This window comes from Alteripontixanthobacter muriae, from assembly GCF_013336795.1.
Lineage (GTDB): Bacteria > Pseudomonadota > Alphaproteobacteria > Sphingomonadales > Sphingomonadaceae > Pseudopontixanthobacter > Pseudopontixanthobacter muriae.
Genome location: NZ_JAAFZT010000009.1, coordinates 1 through 18,780, shown reverse-complemented (window position 1 = coordinate 18,780; position 18,780 = coordinate 1). Strand labels below are relative to the sequence as shown.

16 protein-coding genes and 2 pseudogenes are annotated in these 18,780 nt (G+C 55.9%); 7 read left to right on the top strand and 11 right to left on the bottom strand.

Annotated features, from left to right (window positions below; translation table 11 throughout):
- Nucleotides 1–444: 444 nt before the first annotated feature.
- Entirely contained in the window at nt 445–1,188 is a 744-nt protein-coding gene (locus G7A66_RS03295) for a glycosyltransferase family 61 protein (protein ID WP_332310478.1), read from the bottom strand.
- Between the two features lie 36 nt (nt 1,189–1,224).
- Here G7A66_RS03295 and G7A66_RS14060 point away from each other — a divergent pair, with 36 nt between their 5' ends.
- Nucleotides 1,225–1,392, top strand: a complete 168-nt coding sequence (locus G7A66_RS14060) for a hypothetical protein (protein ID WP_232366614.1) — start codon at nt 1,225–1,227, stop codon at nt 1,390–1,392.
- Between the two features lie 760 nt (nt 1,393–2,152).
- On the opposite strand, the gene G7A66_RS03290 is transcribed toward G7A66_RS14060, so the two are convergent.
- Nucleotides 2,153–3,217 (bottom strand): glycosyltransferase family protein, encoded by a 1,065-nt coding sequence (locus G7A66_RS03290; RefSeq protein ID WP_206675046.1) that lies wholly within the window; start codon nt 3,215–3,217, stop codon nt 2,153–2,155.
- A 224-nt stretch (nt 3,218–3,441) separates the two neighbouring features.
- Here G7A66_RS03290 and G7A66_RS03285 point away from each other — a divergent pair.
- Nucleotides 3,442–4,271, top strand: a pseudogene (locus G7A66_RS03285) (IS110 family RNA-guided transposase).
- A 207-nt stretch (nt 4,272–4,478) separates the two neighbouring features.
- Here the strand turns inward: G7A66_RS03285 and G7A66_RS03280 are convergent.
- From G7A66_RS03280 to G7A66_RS03260, 5 genes are all read right to left on the bottom strand, one after another.
- Nucleotides 4,479–5,990 (bottom strand): lipopolysaccharide biosynthesis protein, encoded by a 1,512-nt coding sequence (locus G7A66_RS03280; protein WP_174294287.1) that lies wholly within the window; start codon nt 5,988–5,990, stop codon nt 4,479–4,481.
- A gap of 342 nt (nt 5,991–6,332) precedes the next feature.
- Nucleotides 6,333–7,340 carry a UDP-glucose 4-epimerase GalE gene (gene galE, locus G7A66_RS03275; RefSeq protein WP_174294293.1) on the bottom strand — a complete coding sequence of 336 codons (1,008 nt, stop codon included), beginning with the start codon at nt 7,338–7,340 and terminating at the stop codon, nt 6,333–6,335.
- 452 nt (nt 7,341–7,792) lie between these two features.
- Nucleotides 7,793–8,185: a DUF968 domain-containing protein gene (locus G7A66_RS03270; RefSeq protein WP_174294286.1), complete on the bottom strand. Its 393-nt coding sequence runs from the start codon at nt 8,183–8,185 to the stop codon at nt 7,793–7,795.
- Entirely contained in the window at nt 8,178–8,951 is a 774-nt protein-coding gene (locus G7A66_RS03265) for an ERF family protein (RefSeq protein WP_174294285.1), read from the bottom strand. Before G7A66_RS03265 ends, G7A66_RS03270 begins: the two co-directional genes overlap by 8 nt.
- Nucleotides 8,948–9,886: a YqaJ viral recombinase family protein gene (locus tag G7A66_RS03260; RefSeq protein ID WP_174294284.1), complete on the bottom strand. Its 939-nt coding sequence runs from the start codon at nt 9,884–9,886 to the stop codon at nt 8,948–8,950. The genes G7A66_RS03265 and G7A66_RS03260 overlap by 4 nt, the downstream gene beginning before the upstream one ends.
- A 250-nt stretch (nt 9,887–10,136) precedes the next feature.
- Between G7A66_RS03260 and G7A66_RS03255 the strand changes: the two genes are divergently transcribed.
- Nucleotides 10,137–11,672: an ADP-ribosylglycohydrolase family protein gene (locus tag G7A66_RS03255; protein ID WP_206675045.1), complete on the top strand. Its 1,536-nt coding sequence runs from the start codon at nt 10,137–10,139 to the stop codon at nt 11,670–11,672.
- On the opposite strand, the gene G7A66_RS03250 is transcribed toward G7A66_RS03255, so the two are convergent.
- The 3 genes from G7A66_RS03250 to G7A66_RS14465 form a co-directional block, all read right to left on the bottom strand.
- Nucleotides 11,669–12,424 carry a hypothetical protein gene (locus tag G7A66_RS03250; RefSeq protein ID WP_174294283.1) on the bottom strand — a complete coding sequence of 252 codons (756 nt, stop codon included), beginning with the start codon at nt 12,422–12,424 and terminating at the stop codon, nt 11,669–11,671. The genes G7A66_RS03255 and G7A66_RS03250 overlap by 4 nt on opposite strands.
- Nucleotides 12,425–12,689: 265 nt before the next feature.
- Complete coding sequence (locus tag G7A66_RS03245) at nt 12,690–14,018, bottom strand: exopolysaccharide biosynthesis polyprenyl glycosylphosphotransferase (RefSeq protein WP_174294282.1); 1,329 nt, start codon at nt 14,016–14,018, stop codon at nt 12,690–12,692.
- Between the two features lie 261 nt (nt 14,019–14,279).
- Entirely contained in the window at nt 14,280–14,549 is a 270-nt protein-coding gene (locus tag G7A66_RS14465; RefSeq protein ID WP_332310477.1) for an XrtV sorting system accessory protein, read from the bottom strand.
- 459 nt (nt 14,550–15,008) lie between these two features.
- Here G7A66_RS14465 and G7A66_RS03240 point away from each other — a divergent pair, with 459 nt between their 5' ends.
- From G7A66_RS03240 to G7A66_RS03225, 4 genes are all read left to right on the top strand, one after another.
- Nucleotides 15,009–15,569, top strand: a complete 561-nt coding sequence (locus G7A66_RS03240; RefSeq protein WP_174294281.1) for an FxDxF family PEP-CTERM protein — start codon at nt 15,009–15,011, stop codon at nt 15,567–15,569.
- 568 nt (nt 15,570–16,137) lie between these two features.
- Nucleotides 16,138–16,809, top strand: coding sequence for a PEPxxWA-CTERM sorting domain-containing protein (locus G7A66_RS14595; protein WP_174294280.1), 672 nt, complete (start codon nt 16,138–16,140; stop codon nt 16,807–16,809).
- Nucleotides 16,810–17,424: a L,D-transpeptidase gene (locus G7A66_RS03230; RefSeq protein WP_332310476.1), complete on the top strand. Its 615-nt coding sequence runs from the start codon at nt 16,810–16,812 to the stop codon at nt 17,422–17,424.
- A gap of 97 nt (nt 17,425–17,521) precedes the next feature.
- Nucleotides 17,522–18,031 carry a CAP domain-containing protein gene (locus G7A66_RS03225; protein WP_174294290.1) on the top strand — a complete coding sequence of 170 codons (510 nt, stop codon included), beginning with the start codon at nt 17,522–17,524 and terminating at the stop codon, nt 18,029–18,031.
- Between the two features lie 394 nt (nt 18,032–18,425).
- Here the strand turns inward: G7A66_RS03225 and G7A66_RS03220 are convergent.
- Nucleotides 18,426–18,677, bottom strand: a pseudogene (locus G7A66_RS03220) (transposase); the annotation flags it as partial.
- Nucleotides 18,678–18,780: the final 103 nt, after the last annotated feature.

Genomic DNA, 18,780 nt, shown 5'->3' with positions numbered 1-18,780 from the left:
ACCCCAAACCCTATCGCTGGACCAAATCCGCCGACGAGATACTCGCCTCGGTCAAACGCTTCTGTCAAAAAGCTATGAGCCGAACTTCGGATTCAGGTGACTAGGAAGGGCTGGCGCTAAGGCGGCGACGCAGTCATCGAGATCGGCCCCAGTGGAGGATTAGAACCGGCAGAGGCCGCACTCCGCCTTTGGCTACGCAGCCCCGGCGGCGTTCGCCGCCAAACAGAATAATAAGCAATCCCCTGCTTCGCTACGCCCTGAGGGCTTCGCTACGAAGTCCATTGCTTAAACCGCGCTCATGCGCAACAACGCGGATCGGCCCTAATCTCAGCTGGAGAAAATTGAGGGTCAAGTCAGCGTTTTCGTCAGTACGATAAGACCGAAGTCCTCTTTCATACCTCGAAACTGTGCCACAAGTGCTGACAGGGAACACCTGCAGCAGCTCTACTCTGCAGCCGCATTCGAGTTGGCGAGGAAAAGCTCTATCCCCTCCAAAGCTGAACGCACTTTCTCAGGGTCCACGATCATGTCTCGCTCGAGGAGCGTTGAAGATTTACCATTTCCGTCAGCACCGACTAGGCTATAGTTTAGCCCCATCGCGCATGCCAGTGCATAGAAATTAGGATTGGGGAATCCAAGCCAGGCGATTTCGAGAACATGAGAATTCGGCGGGCAAAATATCATGTTAGTTAGACCGGCGCCGTGGGGAGCCGCCAACACTTGCGTCTTGGACATAAGCTGGACCTGAGCAGCAAAATCCAGATCTTCCATGTGGTACCGCTCGAAGCCCGCCTTCGCAAATAGCGGCCAAATCTGGTCTTCATTAAGCAGCCGCCGCCTAGGTGCCTTGCTGCGACTGATGTAGACTCGCTTGCTCGCTACTTGGCCCCGCGGGGGGGCAAGCTTCTCACGAACCGGGCGCAGCAGTTCGCTTCGGAAGCGGTCGCTACCAACAATTGTGAGTTCCTGAATGTTCAGGATCTCGCCAGGTTTAAAAGTCTGGAATTGGGCAGGATCAAGACCGAGCAGGCGGAGAGAAGTTTCCATTGTTTTGGTAAGGCGCTCCGGGAGCAGAACCTGCCCTAGAGCACCGCGGTCCTGTAATAGGCAGAGCTTTGGGAGATGCGCTGTAAGCCAATGCGAGTGGTTGTCATAAACCCGTTCACAAATCCATGTTGCTCGAGGCACTGACTTAGCTAAGCGAGTCTTTGCAAGTACTTCGGCATGGCACTTTCGGAAGACGATTTCCCGCAGATCGATAGCACGATTATCGTTGGACAAGATCGCTGGATAAAACTCGCCGCGTTCGTCAAGGCAGCTAATGATACGCGCATCGCGAAATTGCGCCAGGAAAGTTTCACCACTGAACCTCTCGACGACTCCTCGCATTGAGTAGCCCCACCAACCGGCGTCATCGGGCAGGCTTTGGCGATCCGAGATATTAATTGGGAGCGGGTTGTTAGCGACAACTCCCGGATGCACAAGCTCCCACCGAGACTCTTTGCAACCATTCCTCTGCATGCGCTCAACATTGTCACGAGGAGATTCGCGCCGCACGACTCGAAAGCCTGCATAGCGGGGCGGTAGGCCAGCTTTGACTGCGATTGTAATGATCCTGCTTGCCGACCTTCGCAAACGTTCCTCGGCAGCGGCCCACCATCGCCTCCAAACTGGCATCTGTTGTTCTTGGTTGTTTGCCCATGATTCACGCATGTAGTTTTGCCGCTTCCTCTTTGCGTCCCGCGGTGAGAGGCTCATGTTGAGTCCAGCCTCTCTGGTACAGTCAAACCGCCCGCGGGCTAAACCGTTACTGTTCCGGAAAGTCTTCCCCGGATAGAACTCAGGTCATTTGTTACTGAGGTATGGATCGATGCTTTAACAGATTGTCAAACTGAGACGAGGCCTCCGTTATTGAATTCGGTCAAGCGACTATTTCTCGGGTATGAATTAAGCGCCTCGAAAAAGGAAGCAATCTTCGCCGATAGGCTGTTGATCAAAAGCTTCGCGTTTAAGTTTCTCCTGGCGTTATTCCAGCACATCGATGCTTATCAATCCAATTCAAGCTGCAGAAGGCGTAGTTAAGTAGACGTACAAACGGCTTATTTCCAGTTGACGGTAAGTTAGTGCATTATCAAGACTTGGCAGCACACATCTACTGTGCCGATGAGCGCTTGAGTGCACTATCCCAGAGGTCTGTCAGCAAATGCTTATGTCCTCGGATGTCGGACTTGCGCGCCTGCTCGAATCCTCGCTCCCGCATTTCGCTTGGAACTGGCCCCGAAATAATCTGCGGGAGATCTTCTATCGAGTCATATAGTACGCCCGCACCCGCGCCAACGTATTCTGCTAAATCTGGCCGGAGCCGCGGCATGCATACCCCAACGCCTGCCGCTTGGGCTTCAGCAATCGCCATGGGCCATCCAACTGTCGGAATGTCGAAATCGCCTGTGTAAACGAGCCAGGCATGCTTCTTGTACTCTATGGGCATATCCTCAGGTTGAATCGGATCCACAAACTCGATCTTAGCACCCATTTCCTCGCTTTGCCGCCGCAGGTCATCGACATGATAGCCCATAGCGTAGAGGCGAAATGGCTTTCCCGGGACTTCTTTCGCCAGTCGCAGGAAGTCTGTCATGCGCTTTTTGGGGGTTGCCACCCCAGTATTCATGATTGCTTCTCCGTTCTCGCTGCGATCATAAAATTGCTCGAAGCGAACGACAGGGAAGCAATCTACTAACTTCCGGCCGTCGACGCCAGCTTTCTCTAGCCATGGTCGGCTGAAAGGAAACGTGAGAACACCTAAGCAGAGCTCACTGTCCATTGCGCGAATACCCTCCAGGAACCAGGATGTTCGCTCCAGCGGCGGCTCTCGCTTGAGCATCTGCTTCACTCGCCCTTTCCAATTTTTCTTTCGCAGGGCCACAGTGTCGAAGGAATGTGTCCTGACAGTATAAGGAACACCGATCGCCTCAGCCAGGTCTCCTATGAACCGTAGTTCAGTGAGGTAGTGCGTATGCAGAATATCCGGTTTGAAGTCCTCCGCTGCTTCGCGGAATTGCCCCAAATTATCTGCGAAACAGTGATCACGGTGATTGATGTACGGGATGTCGGGACCTTTGCGCGTGACAATCGATATCTCGTACTGATCTTCTAAAGCCTCGATCTCGTTCTTGATGTAAGTCTGACTAATCTGCGGATACTCCTTCAGAAGAAACATGATCCGAGGCTTGTTCGAAGGACGGGGCGAAATTATGGTGCTTGTCATGCAGGTAACCTTTTTTCCACGGCATGGTTTGCCGGTTAATTTCGCGTCGCGCAAGCCTGTCATCCAAATCTGCCCAAAGTCACAGTCGCTTGTAAGCGGGCTGACGTGATGTCGTGGGCGGCTCTCGCGCCAGCCTAATTCTGGCAAGGTGCAGTCGTTTTAGGTCCACGGCTAGGATTCGATCCACGGAGAAAGAGGATGCTACCGTCGGATTGGACCTAGCGAAAACGTATTTCAGATTCATGAAATTGGAAGTGATGGTGAAGTGCTTGTTGGGCGCAAGCTGCGGCAGGCTGAGGCTATCCGCTTCTTCACCGATTTGCCGGCATGCTTGGTCGGCAGGGAAGCTTGTGCATCGGCGCAATACTAACGGCGCGAGCTTTTGGCTCTGGCCATGAGGTGCGATACGATGTTGATCAACGCACTGCGAGGGCACCTTGCTGAATACGGGATCGTCACTCCCGTGGGCGCCGGAGGGGTTACCGCATCGTTGAAGGCGCTCCACGACGAGCAAAGCAAACTGCCGGTTCATGCCAGATCAGCGCTTCACGGCATCGCCGCACAGCTGAGAGCGCTTTCCAGCGAGATCGATCGGCTGGAGACACAGATCCTCGCATGGCACCGCAATAACGAGACGAGCCGCCGTCTCGCGACGATCCCAGGCATCGGCCCGATTACCGCATCAGCCATTGCAGCTGCTGTGCCAGATGCGTCTTTGTTCCGATCGGGACGACAGTTTGCAGCGTGGCCTGGGCTCACACCACGGCCGCACAGCTCCGGTGGTAAGGAGCGACTTGGCGGCATCACGAAACAGGGCGATGGTTACCTGCGAAGACTTCTCGTTGTTGGCGCGACCGCAGTCATGCGAATGGCACGCAAGGATGCGTCTCGCCAACCCTGGATGGCGCAGCTCCTCGAGCGCAAGCCAACAAAGATCGCGACGGTGGCACTCGCGAACAAGACAGCGCAGATCGCCTGGGCGGTGATGGCGCGTAAGGAGGTTTAACCGCCCGCGGCCGAGCTATCCTCGCCGCTCGCTCAACTTCGAACGGCAAGATCGCGTACGCAGCCCGTTGCTTCAACCGCGCTCATGCGCAACAGAGCCGCCCGGCTCTAATCCCAGCTGGAGGAAAGCTGGGGGTCAAGTCAGCAGAGCAGGCAGAGATCAGCACTTCCGATTTCCAGCGGCACCTATCGACCTCCGTTACAATAGCTATGCTTTCCCGTCGCGTATGAAGATGCGCGCCGCTGCCAACTGTCCTGCATGGAAAAGTTCCGATTCAGGCCCACTAGGCCGCTTTTGGGCAAGCCAGATCAGAGCAAGTGTCGCTCCATAGGTGAGCGCGCCAACCAACACAGTTCCGCCGACGTATGCAGCCTCTGCAGCTGCGCTTGTGCCAAAAGTGAAGTTCTGCTGCAGAAGATATAAAGCTGCGATCATCACTGCAGTTGCGAGAGCCGACCTGCAGCAGTTCCTAAATTGCCAATATAAGCCTAAGCCGCTTAGCTGTTTTACCAAGGTCATATTCCAAAAAAGGTTGATCACCTGGGATGCCGCGTGACCGTATACTGCTCCCATCAGTGCTCCGACCGCGGTTGCTTCACCCATCAGAATGCCCCCCAAATAGAGCGGCATACGAACCAAGAAAATGCGCAGATGGCGAGCGAAAACTGCTTTTGTTTGCCCCAAAGCCATCGCGAGCGGCTGAGAATGCTGAATTGTCAGAAGCGCTGAGGTGATCGCAAAAACTTGGACGATGGGAATCGCTGCCGACCACTTTTCTCCGAGCGCGAGGGTGATTGCCGGGTCTGCGAGCCAAGAAAGACCCGCTCCTGCGGGAAATGCCAGCATGCAGATCAGCGCCTGCGAGCGCAGGTATGCATCATTAAGCCTCTTCCTGTCGTCCTGAATTCGGGAGAACGCTGGGAAGAGAAGCTGTCCCACTGGTTGGATGAGTCCGGAGGAAGTCATAGCAACAACACGCTCGCCCATGGAATAAAACCCGAGGAGGGTGGGACTGACGAAGGCGCCCAAGATCAGGGCGTCGCTCTTTGAATTTAATGCGCCGATCCAGCCAGCTGCAGTCATCCAACCTGAAAATGATATCAGAGCTTTACATCCTTTTAGTCCCAGCTTTGGAACGTATGGAGCCAGAACATAGGATAGCGCAACTCTTGAGATTTGAGATGAAATTACCCCAAGGACGAGCGCCCAGTACGATTCGTATACCAATGCGATCGTTAGAGAAACGGCGAACCCAATGATCCGGGAAATTGTGTCCAGGACAAACCGATGCCAGAAAACGAGGTTGCGCTCGAAAACCACAGTTCTTGGGCTGGCTAGTCCGCCAAGAGCGGTGCTCATCGCAAGAACCAGAATAACTGGCGTGAGGCGAGCATCTCCATAGAGCTGAGCTAGAGGCTCAGATACAGCTACGAATGCAAGACCAATAAGCACTGAACGCGCCAAGCCCAAGGTCCATGCTGTGTCAAAATGATGCTCTTCAGGATTCTTATTCTGCAGGAGCGCTTGAGATAAGGAAAGGTGAGTTAATGTCTCTGCTATCCCTGCGATCGAAACAGCAATCGCCACTATTCCAAAGTCTTCGGGGACGAGCAGGCGTGCGAGCACTAAGGTGCTGACAAAGCCGAGAGCGGTGCTCAGGATATTCACGGCGGATAGCCAGGAAGCTCCCTTCAACAAGGAACCTTTCATGCTTTTCATTGCTGTTTTACTTCGTTCCAGTAAGGGATCGGAGGTCGTCCGCTAGCTAAGACTCAAAGCTGGCGGCATTCTTAGGCCCCAGCGTGATTGGGGGAGTGGCTTCGCGCACGTATCACATCTGATCGAACAAAAAAGAGTGCGAGCAAAGTATTCTGCTGCGTTGATATGTGCGATTCTCCACTCGTACGCAAAGGGATGTCGTTGTCTCTGTCCGATAACGGTCGTGCGAAACAGTGAGCCTGATCTGGGCGGAGGGGCGCTCCAGGCAGGAGGCAAGTGGTTGCGACGATTTCCTACAGGTTGATCAGGGCTGCGAGGGTGGCGACTACAATAAGTTGAAGATCAAGCTTTTGCGCACATATGGCTCAGGCGGCTCTCCCACGCTAGCGCATGGGTGACGATCTCTTCAATATTATCGTATCGAGGCTCCCACGGCAGCGTTGCCCTAATCCGGGCGTTGTCAGAGACCAGCGAACCGGGGTCACCAGAGCGGCGCGACTCCATCCGTCTCTCAATCGAACCATTAGTTACTCGATCGACAGCATCAAGCACTTCGAGAACCGAAAAACCGTGGCCATAGCCGCAATTCATCGTCATCGAGTGGCCGGGATCAGCCATTAGCGCCTCGAGCGCGAGGACGTGCGCTGCGGCGAGATCAGAGACGTGGATGTAATCGCGTACACCGGTCCCGTCCGGTGTCTCGTAATCGGTTCCGAAGACTGAGACATGGCTTCGCTTGCTCAGTGCCGCCTCAACTGCAACTTTAATCAGGTGGGTCGCACCCTCGGTCGACTGCCCGCTGCGCTCCTGAGGGTCGGCTCCTGCAACATTGAAGTAGCGTAAGGCGCAATGATTAAGCGGGTGCACCGCAGATACGTCACTTAGCATCCGTTCGGTCATAAGCTTCGACCAGCCGTAGGGATTGATCGGCCGCTGCGGAGCGTCCTCGGCTACCGGCGAGGTTTCGGGATTGCCGTATGTAGCCGCCGTGCTAGAAAAGATGAAATGCGGCACGCCCGCGCTCACCGCTGCAGCGATCAGGGCGCGCGTCTTGGCGGTGTTGTTGTCGTAATATTTGAGCGGATCCGCAACCGATTCCGGTACCACGACTGAACCGGCGAAGTGCATAATTGCACGAGTGCCCTGCTCCGTGAAAATTCGCGCAAGCAGTTCGTGATCCTCGATATCGCCTTGGTAAAAAGGGACATCGTCCGGGACGGCGAAGCGGAAGCCGGTGATGAGATTATCGATCACCGCAACTGGCCACCGGGCATCTTTGAGCGCCAGCACGGCGTGACTGCCAATATACCCGGCACCTCCGGTTACTAAAACAGGGACCTTGCTAGTCATCCGCACTGAGATAACACCGAATGCGGTAGCTACCAGAGGAATTTTGCGGCTGTGCTCAACCTGAAAGGAGGGCAAGACCGAACCGATCTTTATCGCCTCGTACGCGACGCTACGTCGGAATCGGCGAGTGAATAGAAGTTCTCGATAGCCCGTGGCTTCCTGCTCCACGACGCTCAGGCATGTGGCTGAAGCGGTAAGCTGTTATCTTCGAGTGCATCGGAAGGGCGCTCTGCATCATTCTGAGCCTACAGCTCGGTAAAGCGCCGATGCCAGACTCCTGAGGGTCATAGATCCGGCAGCCAAAGCATTGCTTGCTGGAGTCGACCAACACCTGGCGGACAGCAGTCCTGTCTGTGCTGCTAGTTCGACCAACAAGCGGTAAACCATAAGATCGTCGAGCCGCTCGGGACCATGATCCAGGAACGGACAATGAGAGCAGGGGTGGCGGTCGCTCATTTTCCGCTCGGCTCCATGCACGTGACAGTCAAGGCCCAACTAGTGGTTGGATCGCGCAACAGCTTGCTCGAATGGGGTGATTTTTTCGCAAACTCCTGCGCAAGTGCATAGAGATCAAGCCCGTGCCGTTTCTCGAAAGCTCTCTCACCAATCCGGTGCTGCTCGGCGTGGTGCTCGCGGCACAAGCTGACGGTCCATCTGTCGGACGGCTTGAGTCCTTGGCCCCCGTCGGTCCCTTTGCGCACGTGGGAGCACTCAATGGGCAATTGCTCGCAGTTGGTCACAGAGCAGCGGTGATGCCTCACCCAGGCGCGGTGCGCGGGACAACAGCGGGCCGGATTTCTTCGCCGGGAGCGCTCAAGGCGGCGAGGCAAACGAGGATTAGACATGCGCTGTACTCCCCTTTAACTTGGCAGCAGAAGACGATCTACCGCGCTTGGCAGATGCTTTCGCCTTTGTGCCCGATGATGCGCGGTCGCCACGCCGAGCCGGAGTAATTGCCGATACTGGTCTCGCCAGCTCCCTCTTACGCGTCGCAATCGCTTCGCCGACACGCCTGTAGAGCTGCGGCTGCTCGCGGGAGAGGGACGAGAGGGACGGCCGGTTCTCGTCCTGCAAGTGGCTTAGATCATCGAGAGCGCTGCATGCACGTATGGCCTCCTCGAAGCCTTGCGCCCATTGCGGCCAACCCAGTTCGGGTTCTGTGGGAAGCGACAGGGCCTTGAGCCGGTGCGAGCGAGCGTCGGCATCTTCTGCTGCGGGTACAGGTACGCAGAACGCTTGGAGGACCGCGTATTTATATGCCGATTGCATGGCCTTGGCGGTGCCCTTATCTCCGGCATCCAAGGCCTCTCCTACCGCTTCGAGAGTGTGGACCGAGCCATCTTCAGCACTCACCAGGTCAAAAGCGACCCGGACGCTGACGTTGATTAGCATCTCGTTGTCCTCACTTAGCCGATCAACCGCCTCGCGATCGAGCACCCGCGGCAGGATACATAGTCGGTGCTCGGCAAGGAGCGGCGCCAGCCGGTTCAAGACATCATCGATGCTGCGATACAGGTAATCGTCGCGCGTATTGAGCCGCTCCTTAGGTATGCCATCCCTCGCAAGCGCGGCAGCAACGGCATTGATCGCGCAGTAGACTCGCGGGATCATTGCGCAGCCTCGCGGATGGTGATGGCGCCCGCCTTGCTGCGTTTCGCCTCAATGCCGTGTCCGAAGGCGCGGGCGACGTCGGGTTCTACCAGCTCCTTGATCAACGTCGCTGCTAGCTGGTGCTTACGGGCTGCCTCTCGGTGCGCCAGCCAGTCAGCGGCGGATGCCGCCCACGCATTGCTGCTCTCCAGACATACCTCGCGCACACCAACCGGCTGTGGCGGAAGAGGAGCGGGGAGGGCGGCCGGCGGATCGCCGGATTGTAAGGAGGCCCAGAATTTTGCCTCGGCTTTCACCAAGTCCTCCTGGTAAAGCCAATCGGAGGCGACCTCAAAAATCTCGAATTTAGCATTGCCGAAGATCACCGAGAGCAATGCTCGCTCGCACCCCACGACAGCCATGTTGTGCTGCAGCTGCGGCATGTAGCGGGCAAGGACCTCTTCTGGCTTGGCAAAGGCGCTGGTGTGCTTCGCCTCCGAACCAGCGCCCTTCTCGTCGACGAAGCCGTCGAGTGTGCACGAGCGCCAAGCATGAGTTTTGCAGCTGATTCGCTCTCCAATCCGATCGACCTTCTGGCCGGTGATGCGAGTATACCATTGCCGGTTGAAGACCTCGGTCCAGCAGCCGAGCATGACCGGAAGTTTATCGCTCAGATCCTCAGCTCCTTCCTCGCCCCGCTTCTCGCGCCATAGGCGCAGAACACGTTCGGGCGAGCCGGAGAGGATAATGTTCGCATCGCTGCCGCCGATGGTGGCTCTGCGTGCCAGCTGCGCAGCTTCACCAAGCTGCAGGGCATCGAGGGAGGGCCAAGCCGTCTGGGCGGATGGCTCCTTCATGGGTCGCGGCAGGTACGCTACTGCGGGCTCGGAAGACACGGCAGGGTAGCGGGCGGTCACCTTTGTAGGGGGGCCGGCGAAATGATCAGAGCTTTTCATAGAAGGTCTCCTTGTGCGTGAGTTCGCAAGAGAATTGCGAATCTCGAGAACCATGTTTGCTCTGATCATGATCAAGTTAAAGTCTAAAATGGAATGTAATTCATAATTTAATAGGTAGCAGTTTATCATGTCCGTCTTTTTGATAAACATAGCGGGGAGGGCGGATCATAAAACGCGCCTTATATTTGGTGGTAGCTATTATTAGGAATCTATTGCAGGCCTGATATTGTGTGATAAATGGAGTGGCATCATGATCAGGACAAGCAATACTCATCCGCTCGAGATAGCTTCTATCCAGGCAGGATCAGGCCTGGGCCGCGTTGGACTGACGTTTTGCCCAGGCAAGCACCAAGCACGTGCAGCGACGGGTGCTTGGGAGCGGGACCTCTCAGTCGATGTTGCGGCGATCAGCCACTGGGGCGCGGCTGCGGTCGTCACGCTGCTGGAGCCGGCGGAGCTTAACGCCCTCTCGGTTCCGTCGCTTGGCGAGGAGGTTCGCCGCCATCACATGGATTGGCTGCATTTGCCCATTGCCGATGTATCAGTCCCTTGCGAGCGCTTCGAGCTGCAGTGGCAGGAAGCAGGCGCAGGGCTGCGTGCGCGCCTGCGCGATGGCTTCGATGTCCTGGTGCACTGCAAAGGAGGGCTGGGACGGGCGGGAATGATCGCCGCACGCCTTTTGGTAGAACTCGGCAGAGAGCCGGGCGAGGCCATCCGACTGGTTAGATCTGTGCGCCCGGGAGCCATCGAGACCGTGGCTCAGGAGCGGCACGTGCGCGCCGCTAGACTGCAAGATGAGCCAGTTCCTTTGAGATCACCCGACGCAACCCGAAACCATGCTCTTGGCGCTCTTGTAGGTTTGGCGGTCGGAGATGCGCTGGGCACAACACTCGAATTCCGCCCACGCGACACCTATGAGCCGCTGACGGACATCACCGGCGGGGGCCCATTCCGGCTGCAGGCCGGTGAATGGACCGATGACACCGCCATGGCCTTGGCATTGGCGGATAGTCTCCTCGCCTGTCCTGAACTCGACCAAGCCGATCTCATGGCGCGCTTCTGGTCTTGGCGGCACGACGGAACCTACTCATGCACCGGAAAATGCTTCGATATTGGCGCAACCGTCTCCGCCGCTTTAAACCGCTGGAATAAGACCGGTGATCCCGCTGCAGGTTCTGCCGATCCGATGAGTGCCGGGAACGGCGCGTTGATGCGGCTTGCTCCCGTGGCTCTGCGTTGGTGGCACGACCGTAATAAATTGATCGACGTTGCTATCCGTCAGAGCGCAACGACACACCAGGCGCCTGAGGCTCTGAGCGCCTCGGCAGCGTTTGCCACGATGCTCGCTGAAGCCATTTCCGGCGAGCCCCGCAGCAGCGTACTCAAACCACAGAAAGGCGACTACTCTGGTGCGATCAGCAGCATCATGCGCGGCTCATGGCGCGGCAAGCATCGAAACAAAGTTCAGTCCTCTGGCTATGTGGCGCACTCGCTCGAGGCAGCGCTTTGGGCAACAGGCCGAACTGCAAACTTCAAAGACGCCGTGCTGCTAGCCGCCAATCTCGGCGGCGATGCTGATACAACCGCCGCGATAACTGGCCAGCTCGCAGGTGCTCTCTACGGCATCAGCGCAATTCCCCCTGAGTGGGTAGGGCGTCTTGCCTGGGGCGAGAGAATTAAGCGCTACGCGAATGAACTTCTTGAGGAGAGCTTAAAATCTTACGGTCCGGGTGCCGCCAGCGTTAGCCAGGCTTACCATCGATCGAAGGCCTCGAACGTTGACTAAAGATCCTCGACATCGCTTCCCGCATCGCCGAGCCAAGGCATTACAGCGATCGGATCACTCGGTCCTTCATTACCGCGCCTCTCCTTGTTTTCTTTCCAGCGCTTTTCCAACTCTGCATCGCTCGGCCATTCTAACCACAGCTTGTCTAGAGTGTAGAAGTATTCACGTGCTACTTCTGCACGAGGGCCAGACAGCTTTTTTTGAAGCTCGTTCAGCTCTTGCACCTTCTTCTCAAAAACGCGGTGGTGCATACCCTTCGGGCGGCCGCCAGCAACTTCCTTTTCGAGCGCATCGCGCCGTTCGTGCGCTGCCACTTTGTTACCTATCCTCTGCCTGCGGTAAGGCAAATTGGAGCAGGCCTTGCAGTGCCACCTGTAGGTGAAGACAACATGCCTGCAGCTGCGTCGACAGCGCGGGCAAAGGAACAGGGAGAACGGACGCCGGTCTGAGTAGTTGGTCGCTCTCCGGAGCGAGATTATGGCGAGCCGATGTTCGCTCCTCTTGGCGAGGGTGCTTTCCAAACTGATCTTGACGATGTCATCCGTCAAAAGCTCAAAATCAGCATAAGCGAAAGGGGCATCGTCTTCGCGCCAGCTCCAAATGCACCGGTTGTGCCCTTTTCCAAGCGCATCCGCTAACTCTCCCGCCCCAAAACTTGGAAAGCTTTCGAGGAAATTAGCAGGGAAACGCTCAGACCCGTAGAGCAGAAGTGGCAGCGGATTGCCGTACCGGTCTCGATCGATATGCAGCATGTCACGTCCCTTTTTTTACGAAGGAGCGGGGCTTAAACCATCAAACTTTTTAAAACTACCGCAAACCTTGCAAAACAACCGGAAACTGGCCGGATTGGCGCAGCGCCCCACCCGGGTGTTCAGTCTTATCGTCTAAAGCTCCAGCCGGTGCGGAATGTCGACGAGAATGAAGATGCGGAGCGATCTAGGGTTTTCTCAACCAGGTTAGCCAGAGGAGCGCTTAAGGCAAAAGACCAACGAACCTCGTGGTTTAATGAGCAACGCGTTAAAACGCGTTCTTGTGCACCATGACGCGGAAGGTGCGTAAGATGATTAGGAAATCGATCGCGAGCGACCAATTTTCAACATACTCTAAGTCAGCCCGTACGCGCCTCTCTAGATCGTCTACGGTATCGGTCGCGCCCCTGTGGCCTCTGATCTGCGCGAGCCCAGTGATGCCAGGCTTGAGAGCGTGTCTAACCCAGTAATGGGCACTCGCTTCCCAAAAGAGACTGTCGCCCGCAAGTGAGCCCAAAGCGTGCGGCCGGGGGCCAACGATACTCATGTCTCCTAGCAGTACGTTGAAGAGTTGCGGCAGTTCATCGATGCTGGTCCGCCTAATGAATTTACCCACCCGGGTCACCCGAGGGTCGGCTCGCAGTGCCGACTGTTTCCCGTCTGCGTCCAAGGCATCTGCGCGCATCGAGCGGAACTTGTACATCGTGAATTGGCGATTTCCTTGACCAACACGCACTTGGCGGAACAGCACGGGCCCGGGGCTCTCGAGCCTGATGAGGAGAGCAGTCAGAGCCATCAGAGGGAAAAAAACGAGTAGCGCAACGACGCTGACAATTAAGTCGAGCGAGCGTTTGCGAAATCTGTTTGCGAGGTTTAACGGACCCCGGGAAAGCACCAGCGTGTCGAGTTCGCCGTGTTGTCCAATAGCGACAGCGCCCATGAGTATGTCGCGATCGAGGAGAACCTCTCCCCCGACATCATGACCTTTCAGATATGTCGCCCATAGGTTTCGGTCTTCATACCGGCAGGCTACGACAACTCGGTCGTAAGGGGCAATGATCCTCGATAGGGCGTCCATTACAACAGGGCTTCCGAGATCCGGGTGCAAACCCATCGACTGAACGTCGACCATATCCATGTGCTTTGCAGGCCGCGCAGAGAGGCCATCCAGAATAAGAAGTTTTGCTGTGGCCGATCCTTTCATCCACCGAAGAAAAACGAAATCTACGATGAGCTTATCAAACACGATGAACACAGCGGCTACTGCAAAGGTGATAGCAAAACCAAGGCGCGAGATGTCCTCCACGTCCATCAGAAACGAGATCGCCACGATCGCGAAGGCAGCTCCTAGTAGCGCTCCAAGTGCTCGCCGAGCAGCAACGGTCCGACTGGCCAGCGCCTCTGCAGATTGCGCTTCCCGCGCGATCGAAAGCATGAGGAAGATAGGTAGAGCGATCACCAATATGGAAGCTCCGCCCGCATCGAGCCACTCAGCGTCTCTTACCTCTTGCGCTACCAGGTATCCTCCGATGAGTGCGAAGCAATCCAGAACCAAAGAAAGCGCATAGAGAAGGGCTCGTTTTTCACGAGCATACAAGCCCCCTGTCCGCTCAGACGAGGCACTGCACCCTGTAGAAAGGTCGCTGCGAACGTTCAAAGTTTCCTCGACTCTCGTTTCTTGGGTTGGCTCTAAGCAGTCGATCTTGCTGTAGCGTTAAGGGTAGCGGCGGCAATCAGAGTCCCATGCGGGTTTGCTGCCCGCAACAGCTACTCAGCTACGAGTTGAGTAGTGAGACTATTTCGCCAGAGTTCCAGGCGCGGCTGAAGGAGCCGCATGAATCTTTAAGCGGATAAGCCCCTAAGATTTCCATATCCGCGGCTTGAGAACGATATAAACGTAGGCTGCCACAGCAGCCACAATAACTGCAGCCAACCAATGTACTTCTTCATTTCCTGCATAGTTCGCCACTGCCAGTCCGACCGCTGGAGGGGCGTAATGCCATAGTTTGTCACGAGGAGTGTCCTCAGCCGATCTCTGCAGCATGAGCGTCACGAGACCCGCGAAGCAAAAAACAGTGAACCAGTCCCAAAAAGTTTCCAATGCCGATCTCCGTCGTTTTTCAGGCATCGTATAACAGGACCTCGACTTCGCGACACCTCAAATTAGGCGCGACGGGGAAGTGATCTCTTGTGGGACGAGGGCAAGCAATGAGGGGGATCTTTGCAGGCGAACGAGCGCACTGTCCCGCGCATTCCGATTGCGGACGCCGAGAAGGAGAGATCTATCGAGCACTCGGATGGCGAGCATGTTCTGCGTTGCGGAACAAACGGTCCACTTAGCAGTATTTAGTGAAGATCCGGTAAACTTGCGGATTGATAACCTGTTGTGCGCTCATCAGATTTTCTCGTTTCAGAATGGCACGGCTTTAAAGTTTTATTAAGATTAAGGTTATGGGAGCCCGTGATCTTTGCTAAGCCGGTACCAGATCGAGTCGTCTAATGGTGGGGGTCACAACCACATGGGCAGGTGGCGCCGAGGTCGCGGGCAGATACCTGCCCTGCAAAAAAAAGTGGATGGAGATGTACTATGAAAACTAAACATATCCTTTTGACGTTAGGGGCGGCTTCCGCCCTTGCAATTGGCGGTTCAGCCAGCGCAGCCGTCACGATAGATAGTTCGACTATCACTAGTGTCGACGGACCAAGTGAGGCCGATGGCACCACCACGATCTCCTTCGATGAAGCCGGACTTGCGCGTCCGACCTTCATGGAGTCGCTGACTTTCACCAACACGCTGGCAGGACTCTATGCGCTCACCGTCGATACAAGTTCGTCAGGCGTGGACTTCACTAGCATATTCCTTTCTGGCTCGAGCGGTACTTTTGACCTCACTGAGGCATTCGACAACGGCACAGTTGAATTCTGGCAGATGTCGAACGTCGCACTCGATGCTGGGCAGTACACGCTCAACATCATGGGCGACAACCGGGGGACCGGCTCACTCGCAGGAACGATCACGATCGGGCAGGCGGTTCCTGAGCCCGGCACATGGGCGATGATGCTCTTGGGCTTCGGCGCCATCGGTTTCGCCATGCGCCGCCGCAGAGATACGCAAGGCACGAAGCGCATTCGTCTGGCGTATAGCTGAACGTTTCCCGTTTTATCAGAATGGCGGCAGGATAGTGCGATGGCACTATCCTGCCGTTTTCTTTGCGTCATATATTTAACAACCTGCTTCATCTGAAGGCTTGAACGAGGTTTCATCTCCGCAGACCAGGATGGGTTCAGACCTTCGTGACCCACTTGGCTCTAGATTTGCATATCACACGCCGGACTGCTGCAGCGATGCGGCGCTGCCACATGAGCTCCGCCATGCGCTTGATGATATAAACTTGCAGCCCGCACGAAGCACTTGAACAATTTTTTGTTGGAACTGCTGTGGCACGGATAAATTTTTCGTGCCGGCTTTCAGCAATCCGTTTCCCGATGATGCTTGCTCGGCAGCCCGCGAGAAAACGAGTGAGGGCTAGAGGCTCGGGATACTTCAACTCCTTGATGTGTTAACAACATTAACCATGCCGGCGATTTCAGTCTGGGCTCTTCGCGCGCTAGCGAACGCCACAAGACCCGTGCTTTTAATGTGTCAAGCAGGGACACAGAAACTATCTAGCTTGTGTGAAGAAATGCTTCCGGGGATATGAAGGCAGGAATTTGACATGAACCAAATTATATCTTCATTTATCTCCCGGCGATCTGTGGGATTAACTATCTTGATCCTCGCTGTTGCGGGGCTGGCTCTTATATGGGCTGGTAACGAGAAGCTGAGCAGCACTGGCTCTGCTCTTCGTACTTCGATTGCGAGCATAACGGGTCTTTTGGAGGCGCGTTCACCAGGTGAGCGAACGACAGCTGAGCTGACGAAGGCAAAGCTGCGGGACCGTGGCGCCGCTGTTCCTTCCAAGTCCGCACAAGTGCCTACCGAGCGTGTTCTTGGGAAGATATTTCTGCCCGAAATGGGAAATCAGCCTGCGGCCAGCTCGAAAGAATTGCTCAGTCTTCCTACATTATTTTTGCCGCCAGCTGAAATGCCCATCGCTGACGAGGGAACAGGGCAGTTAATCAGCTTTTTCCCGAGTGGCCCTGTCTTCGGAGGCGGCGGAGGTTTTGGACCGCCTTCCTTTATCGGGGGAGGTGGCTCAGGTGGAGGTGGCTCAGGTGGAGGTGGAGGTGGAGGTGGCTCAGGTGGAGGTATTCCTTCCATCCCACCCCCGGACCAGATCCCTGCCGTACCAGAACCCTCGACATGGGTATTGATGCTTATAGGCGCCGCGATGTGTGGTGCATCCATGCGCCGGCAAAGACGAGCGCAGCTCCAGGCCCTAGCTTGAGTGCGCTTTTCTAATCTTATCCTCTTAATTCTGGCCTGCGCAGTCGCTGCTTTTGGGCTCCGACCCTGGTCAAGCGAAAGCGGTGCTGCAAAAGAGCAAGAGCAACTCACCCCAGCACCTACACCGGATCAGACTCGCCTGTATCTGAACGCCAGTCAAAGCGAGCAGGCAGGGTTAAGCGGTGTTCTGCCGAGAGGAACACGCTCCATTCTGAATGTCCGCGGACGCATGCGTTACGGAGATTTCGTATGGGATGTGGGTGACGCAGCCGGGCCATTGGTCATTCGTGTCGACCTAAAACGTCAGCTGATCTCGGTGTTCCGCGGAGGTCATGAAATTGGCACAGCTGTAGTTCTCTTTGGAGCGCAGGGTCATGAAACACCTGTCGGTCGTTTTCCAATCAAAGCGAAGTTGGAGAATTACCGTTCACGGACTTACGACGCACCAATGCCGTTTACCCTGTGGCTCACGGACGATGGAGTTGCCATTCATGGCAGTGAGGTACGATGGGGGGCAGCGACTCACGGGTGTATCGGCGTTCCAACAGACTTTGCGCAGAGCCTGTTCCACTTAGCAAGCGTGGGCGATGTTGTTGAAATCCGGGGAGCGACATAGGGAGGGAGCAAACCTTCGCGCACCAATCGAGTTCAACCATTTATTGACAATATAGCGCCAGAACCTCCGCGAGAGACCCGGAGGAGGCGTTGTGAAGATGTTAAAAAGATCGGGAGGACTTTTTCTCCTTGCGGCATCCACGCTGCTAATTGGGGCTAAGCCATACGACGATTTTTCGGCTGTCATTTTGGCTGAGCATAATGCTGAGCGAGCGCGGCTCGGCCAGCTACCGCTGCAATGGAACGACGAGTTGGCGCTTGGCGCAAAGGATTGGGCGACTTACTTGGCTCAAACAGGTCGTTTTGAGCATTCGCCAGAAGTCGCTGGTCAGCCGAGGCTTGGCGAGAATATATGGGGCGGTACACCTGGAAAGTTTGGAGCGAAGAGGATGGTTCGCGCTTGGATCGCAGAAAAGCGCCACTTCAAGCATGGCGTGTTTCCTGCGAACAGCAGCACTTCCAACGTCCAAGATGTAAGCCACTATACACAGATCATCTGGCGAGAAACCCGCGAAGTCGGTTGTTCGACCAGCACGGGCGAAAATGAGCAGATCCTTGTGTGCCGCTACAATTCACCGGGAAATGTGGTTGGAAGGAGGCCTATTTAGGCCTTAGCAGCTTTCGCTGGGACGGACACTGCTGCAGCAGTTGGCCCGCCTTTCAAAATGTGCTTTCGCTGTCTGGATCTGCGGATCGGGCCGGATAACCTCTTCTCAGAGCCCAAGCAAGATTGATCGGGGGATCGAGTACCTTTGCAAGCTTCACCGACAGCATCCATTCGCGCCCTTTACCGGGATTTCTCCTCGAGCCGAGAATCAAGCCACGCGTCGTTCTACATTGAAGGAACCGAGGGGCGGCCTGCGCAGCGTCGCGAGGTAGGGTCAAGCACTTGAAGGTCTCGATCAGTGCTCGAATTGGCGATTTGCGGACCCGACGTCGTCCGGCGGGATATCATTATTTTGGTTAGCACCCTTCTTGTACTCTTATACCAAATCTCATTGATCAGAACTTATGAGCCCATCGGCGCATTCCGATGGACATGATGCGCCATGGCTGTTCGGCGAGCGTGTTCCAGGCGTAGCAGCAGTGATCGACAATGTTGTGGTACGACGTAAAGATGCGGTTCGAGAGCCAGTTGTCTCGCATAAATTGCCAGATGTTTTCGACCGGATTGAGCTCGGGGCATCTGGGGGGCAGCGGTATGAGAGTGATGTTTGCCGGTACGACAAGTTGGGCTGAGCCGTGCCATGCCGCAAGCAGGAGGCGGTGCGGATCGCACTGACCAGCGGGTTGCCGCGCGACCGGGTTGCATCGGATTTGGGGATAGGGAAGTCGACGCTGGGCAAGTGGGTATCTC

Bases quoted from the DNA above. Each gene is read 5' to 3' on its own strand.
- G7A66_RS14060 (WP_232366614.1), top strand. From the start codon at position 1,225: ATGGCACTTTCGGAAGACGATTTCCCGCAGATCGATAGCACGATTATC.
- G7A66_RS03290 (WP_206675046.1), bottom strand. From the start codon at position 3,217: ATGTTTCTTCTGAAGGAGTATCCGCAGATTAGTCAGACTTACATCAAG.
- G7A66_RS03280 (WP_174294287.1), bottom strand. From the start codon at position 5,990: ATGAAAAGCATGAAAGGTTCCTTGTTGAAGGGAGCTTCCTGGCTATCC.
- galE (WP_174294293.1), bottom strand. From the start codon at position 7,340: ATGACTAGCAAGGTCCCTGTTTTAGTAACCGGAGGTGCCGGGTATATT.
- G7A66_RS03270 (WP_174294286.1), bottom strand. From the start codon at position 8,185: ATGTCTAATCCTCGTTTGCCTCGCCGCCTTGAGCGCTCCCGGCGAAGA.
- G7A66_RS03265 (WP_174294285.1), bottom strand. From the start codon at position 8,951: ATGATCCCGCGAGTCTACTGCGCGATCAATGCCGTTGCTGCCGCGCTT.
- G7A66_RS03260 (WP_174294284.1), bottom strand. From the start codon at position 9,886: ATGAAAAGCTCTGATCATTTCGCCGGCCCCCCTACAAAGGTGACCGCC.
- G7A66_RS03255 (WP_206675045.1), top strand. From the start codon at position 10,137: ATGATCAGGACAAGCAATACTCATCCGCTCGAGATAGCTTCTATCCAG.
- G7A66_RS03250 (WP_174294283.1), bottom strand. From the start codon at position 12,424: ATGCTGCATATCGATCGAGACCGGTACGGCAATCCGCTGCCACTTCTG.
- G7A66_RS14465 (WP_332310477.1), bottom strand. From the start codon at position 14,549: ATGCCTGAAAAACGACGGAGATCGGCATTGGAAACTTTTTGGGACTGG.
- G7A66_RS03240 (WP_174294281.1), top strand. From the start codon at position 15,009: ATGAAAACTAAACATATCCTTTTGACGTTAGGGGCGGCTTCCGCCCTT.
- G7A66_RS14595 (WP_174294280.1), top strand. From the start codon at position 16,138: ATGAACCAAATTATATCTTCATTTATCTCCCGGCGATCTGTGGGATTA.
- G7A66_RS03225 (WP_174294290.1), top strand. From the start codon at position 17,522: ATGTTAAAAAGATCGGGAGGACTTTTTCTCCTTGCGGCATCCACGCTG.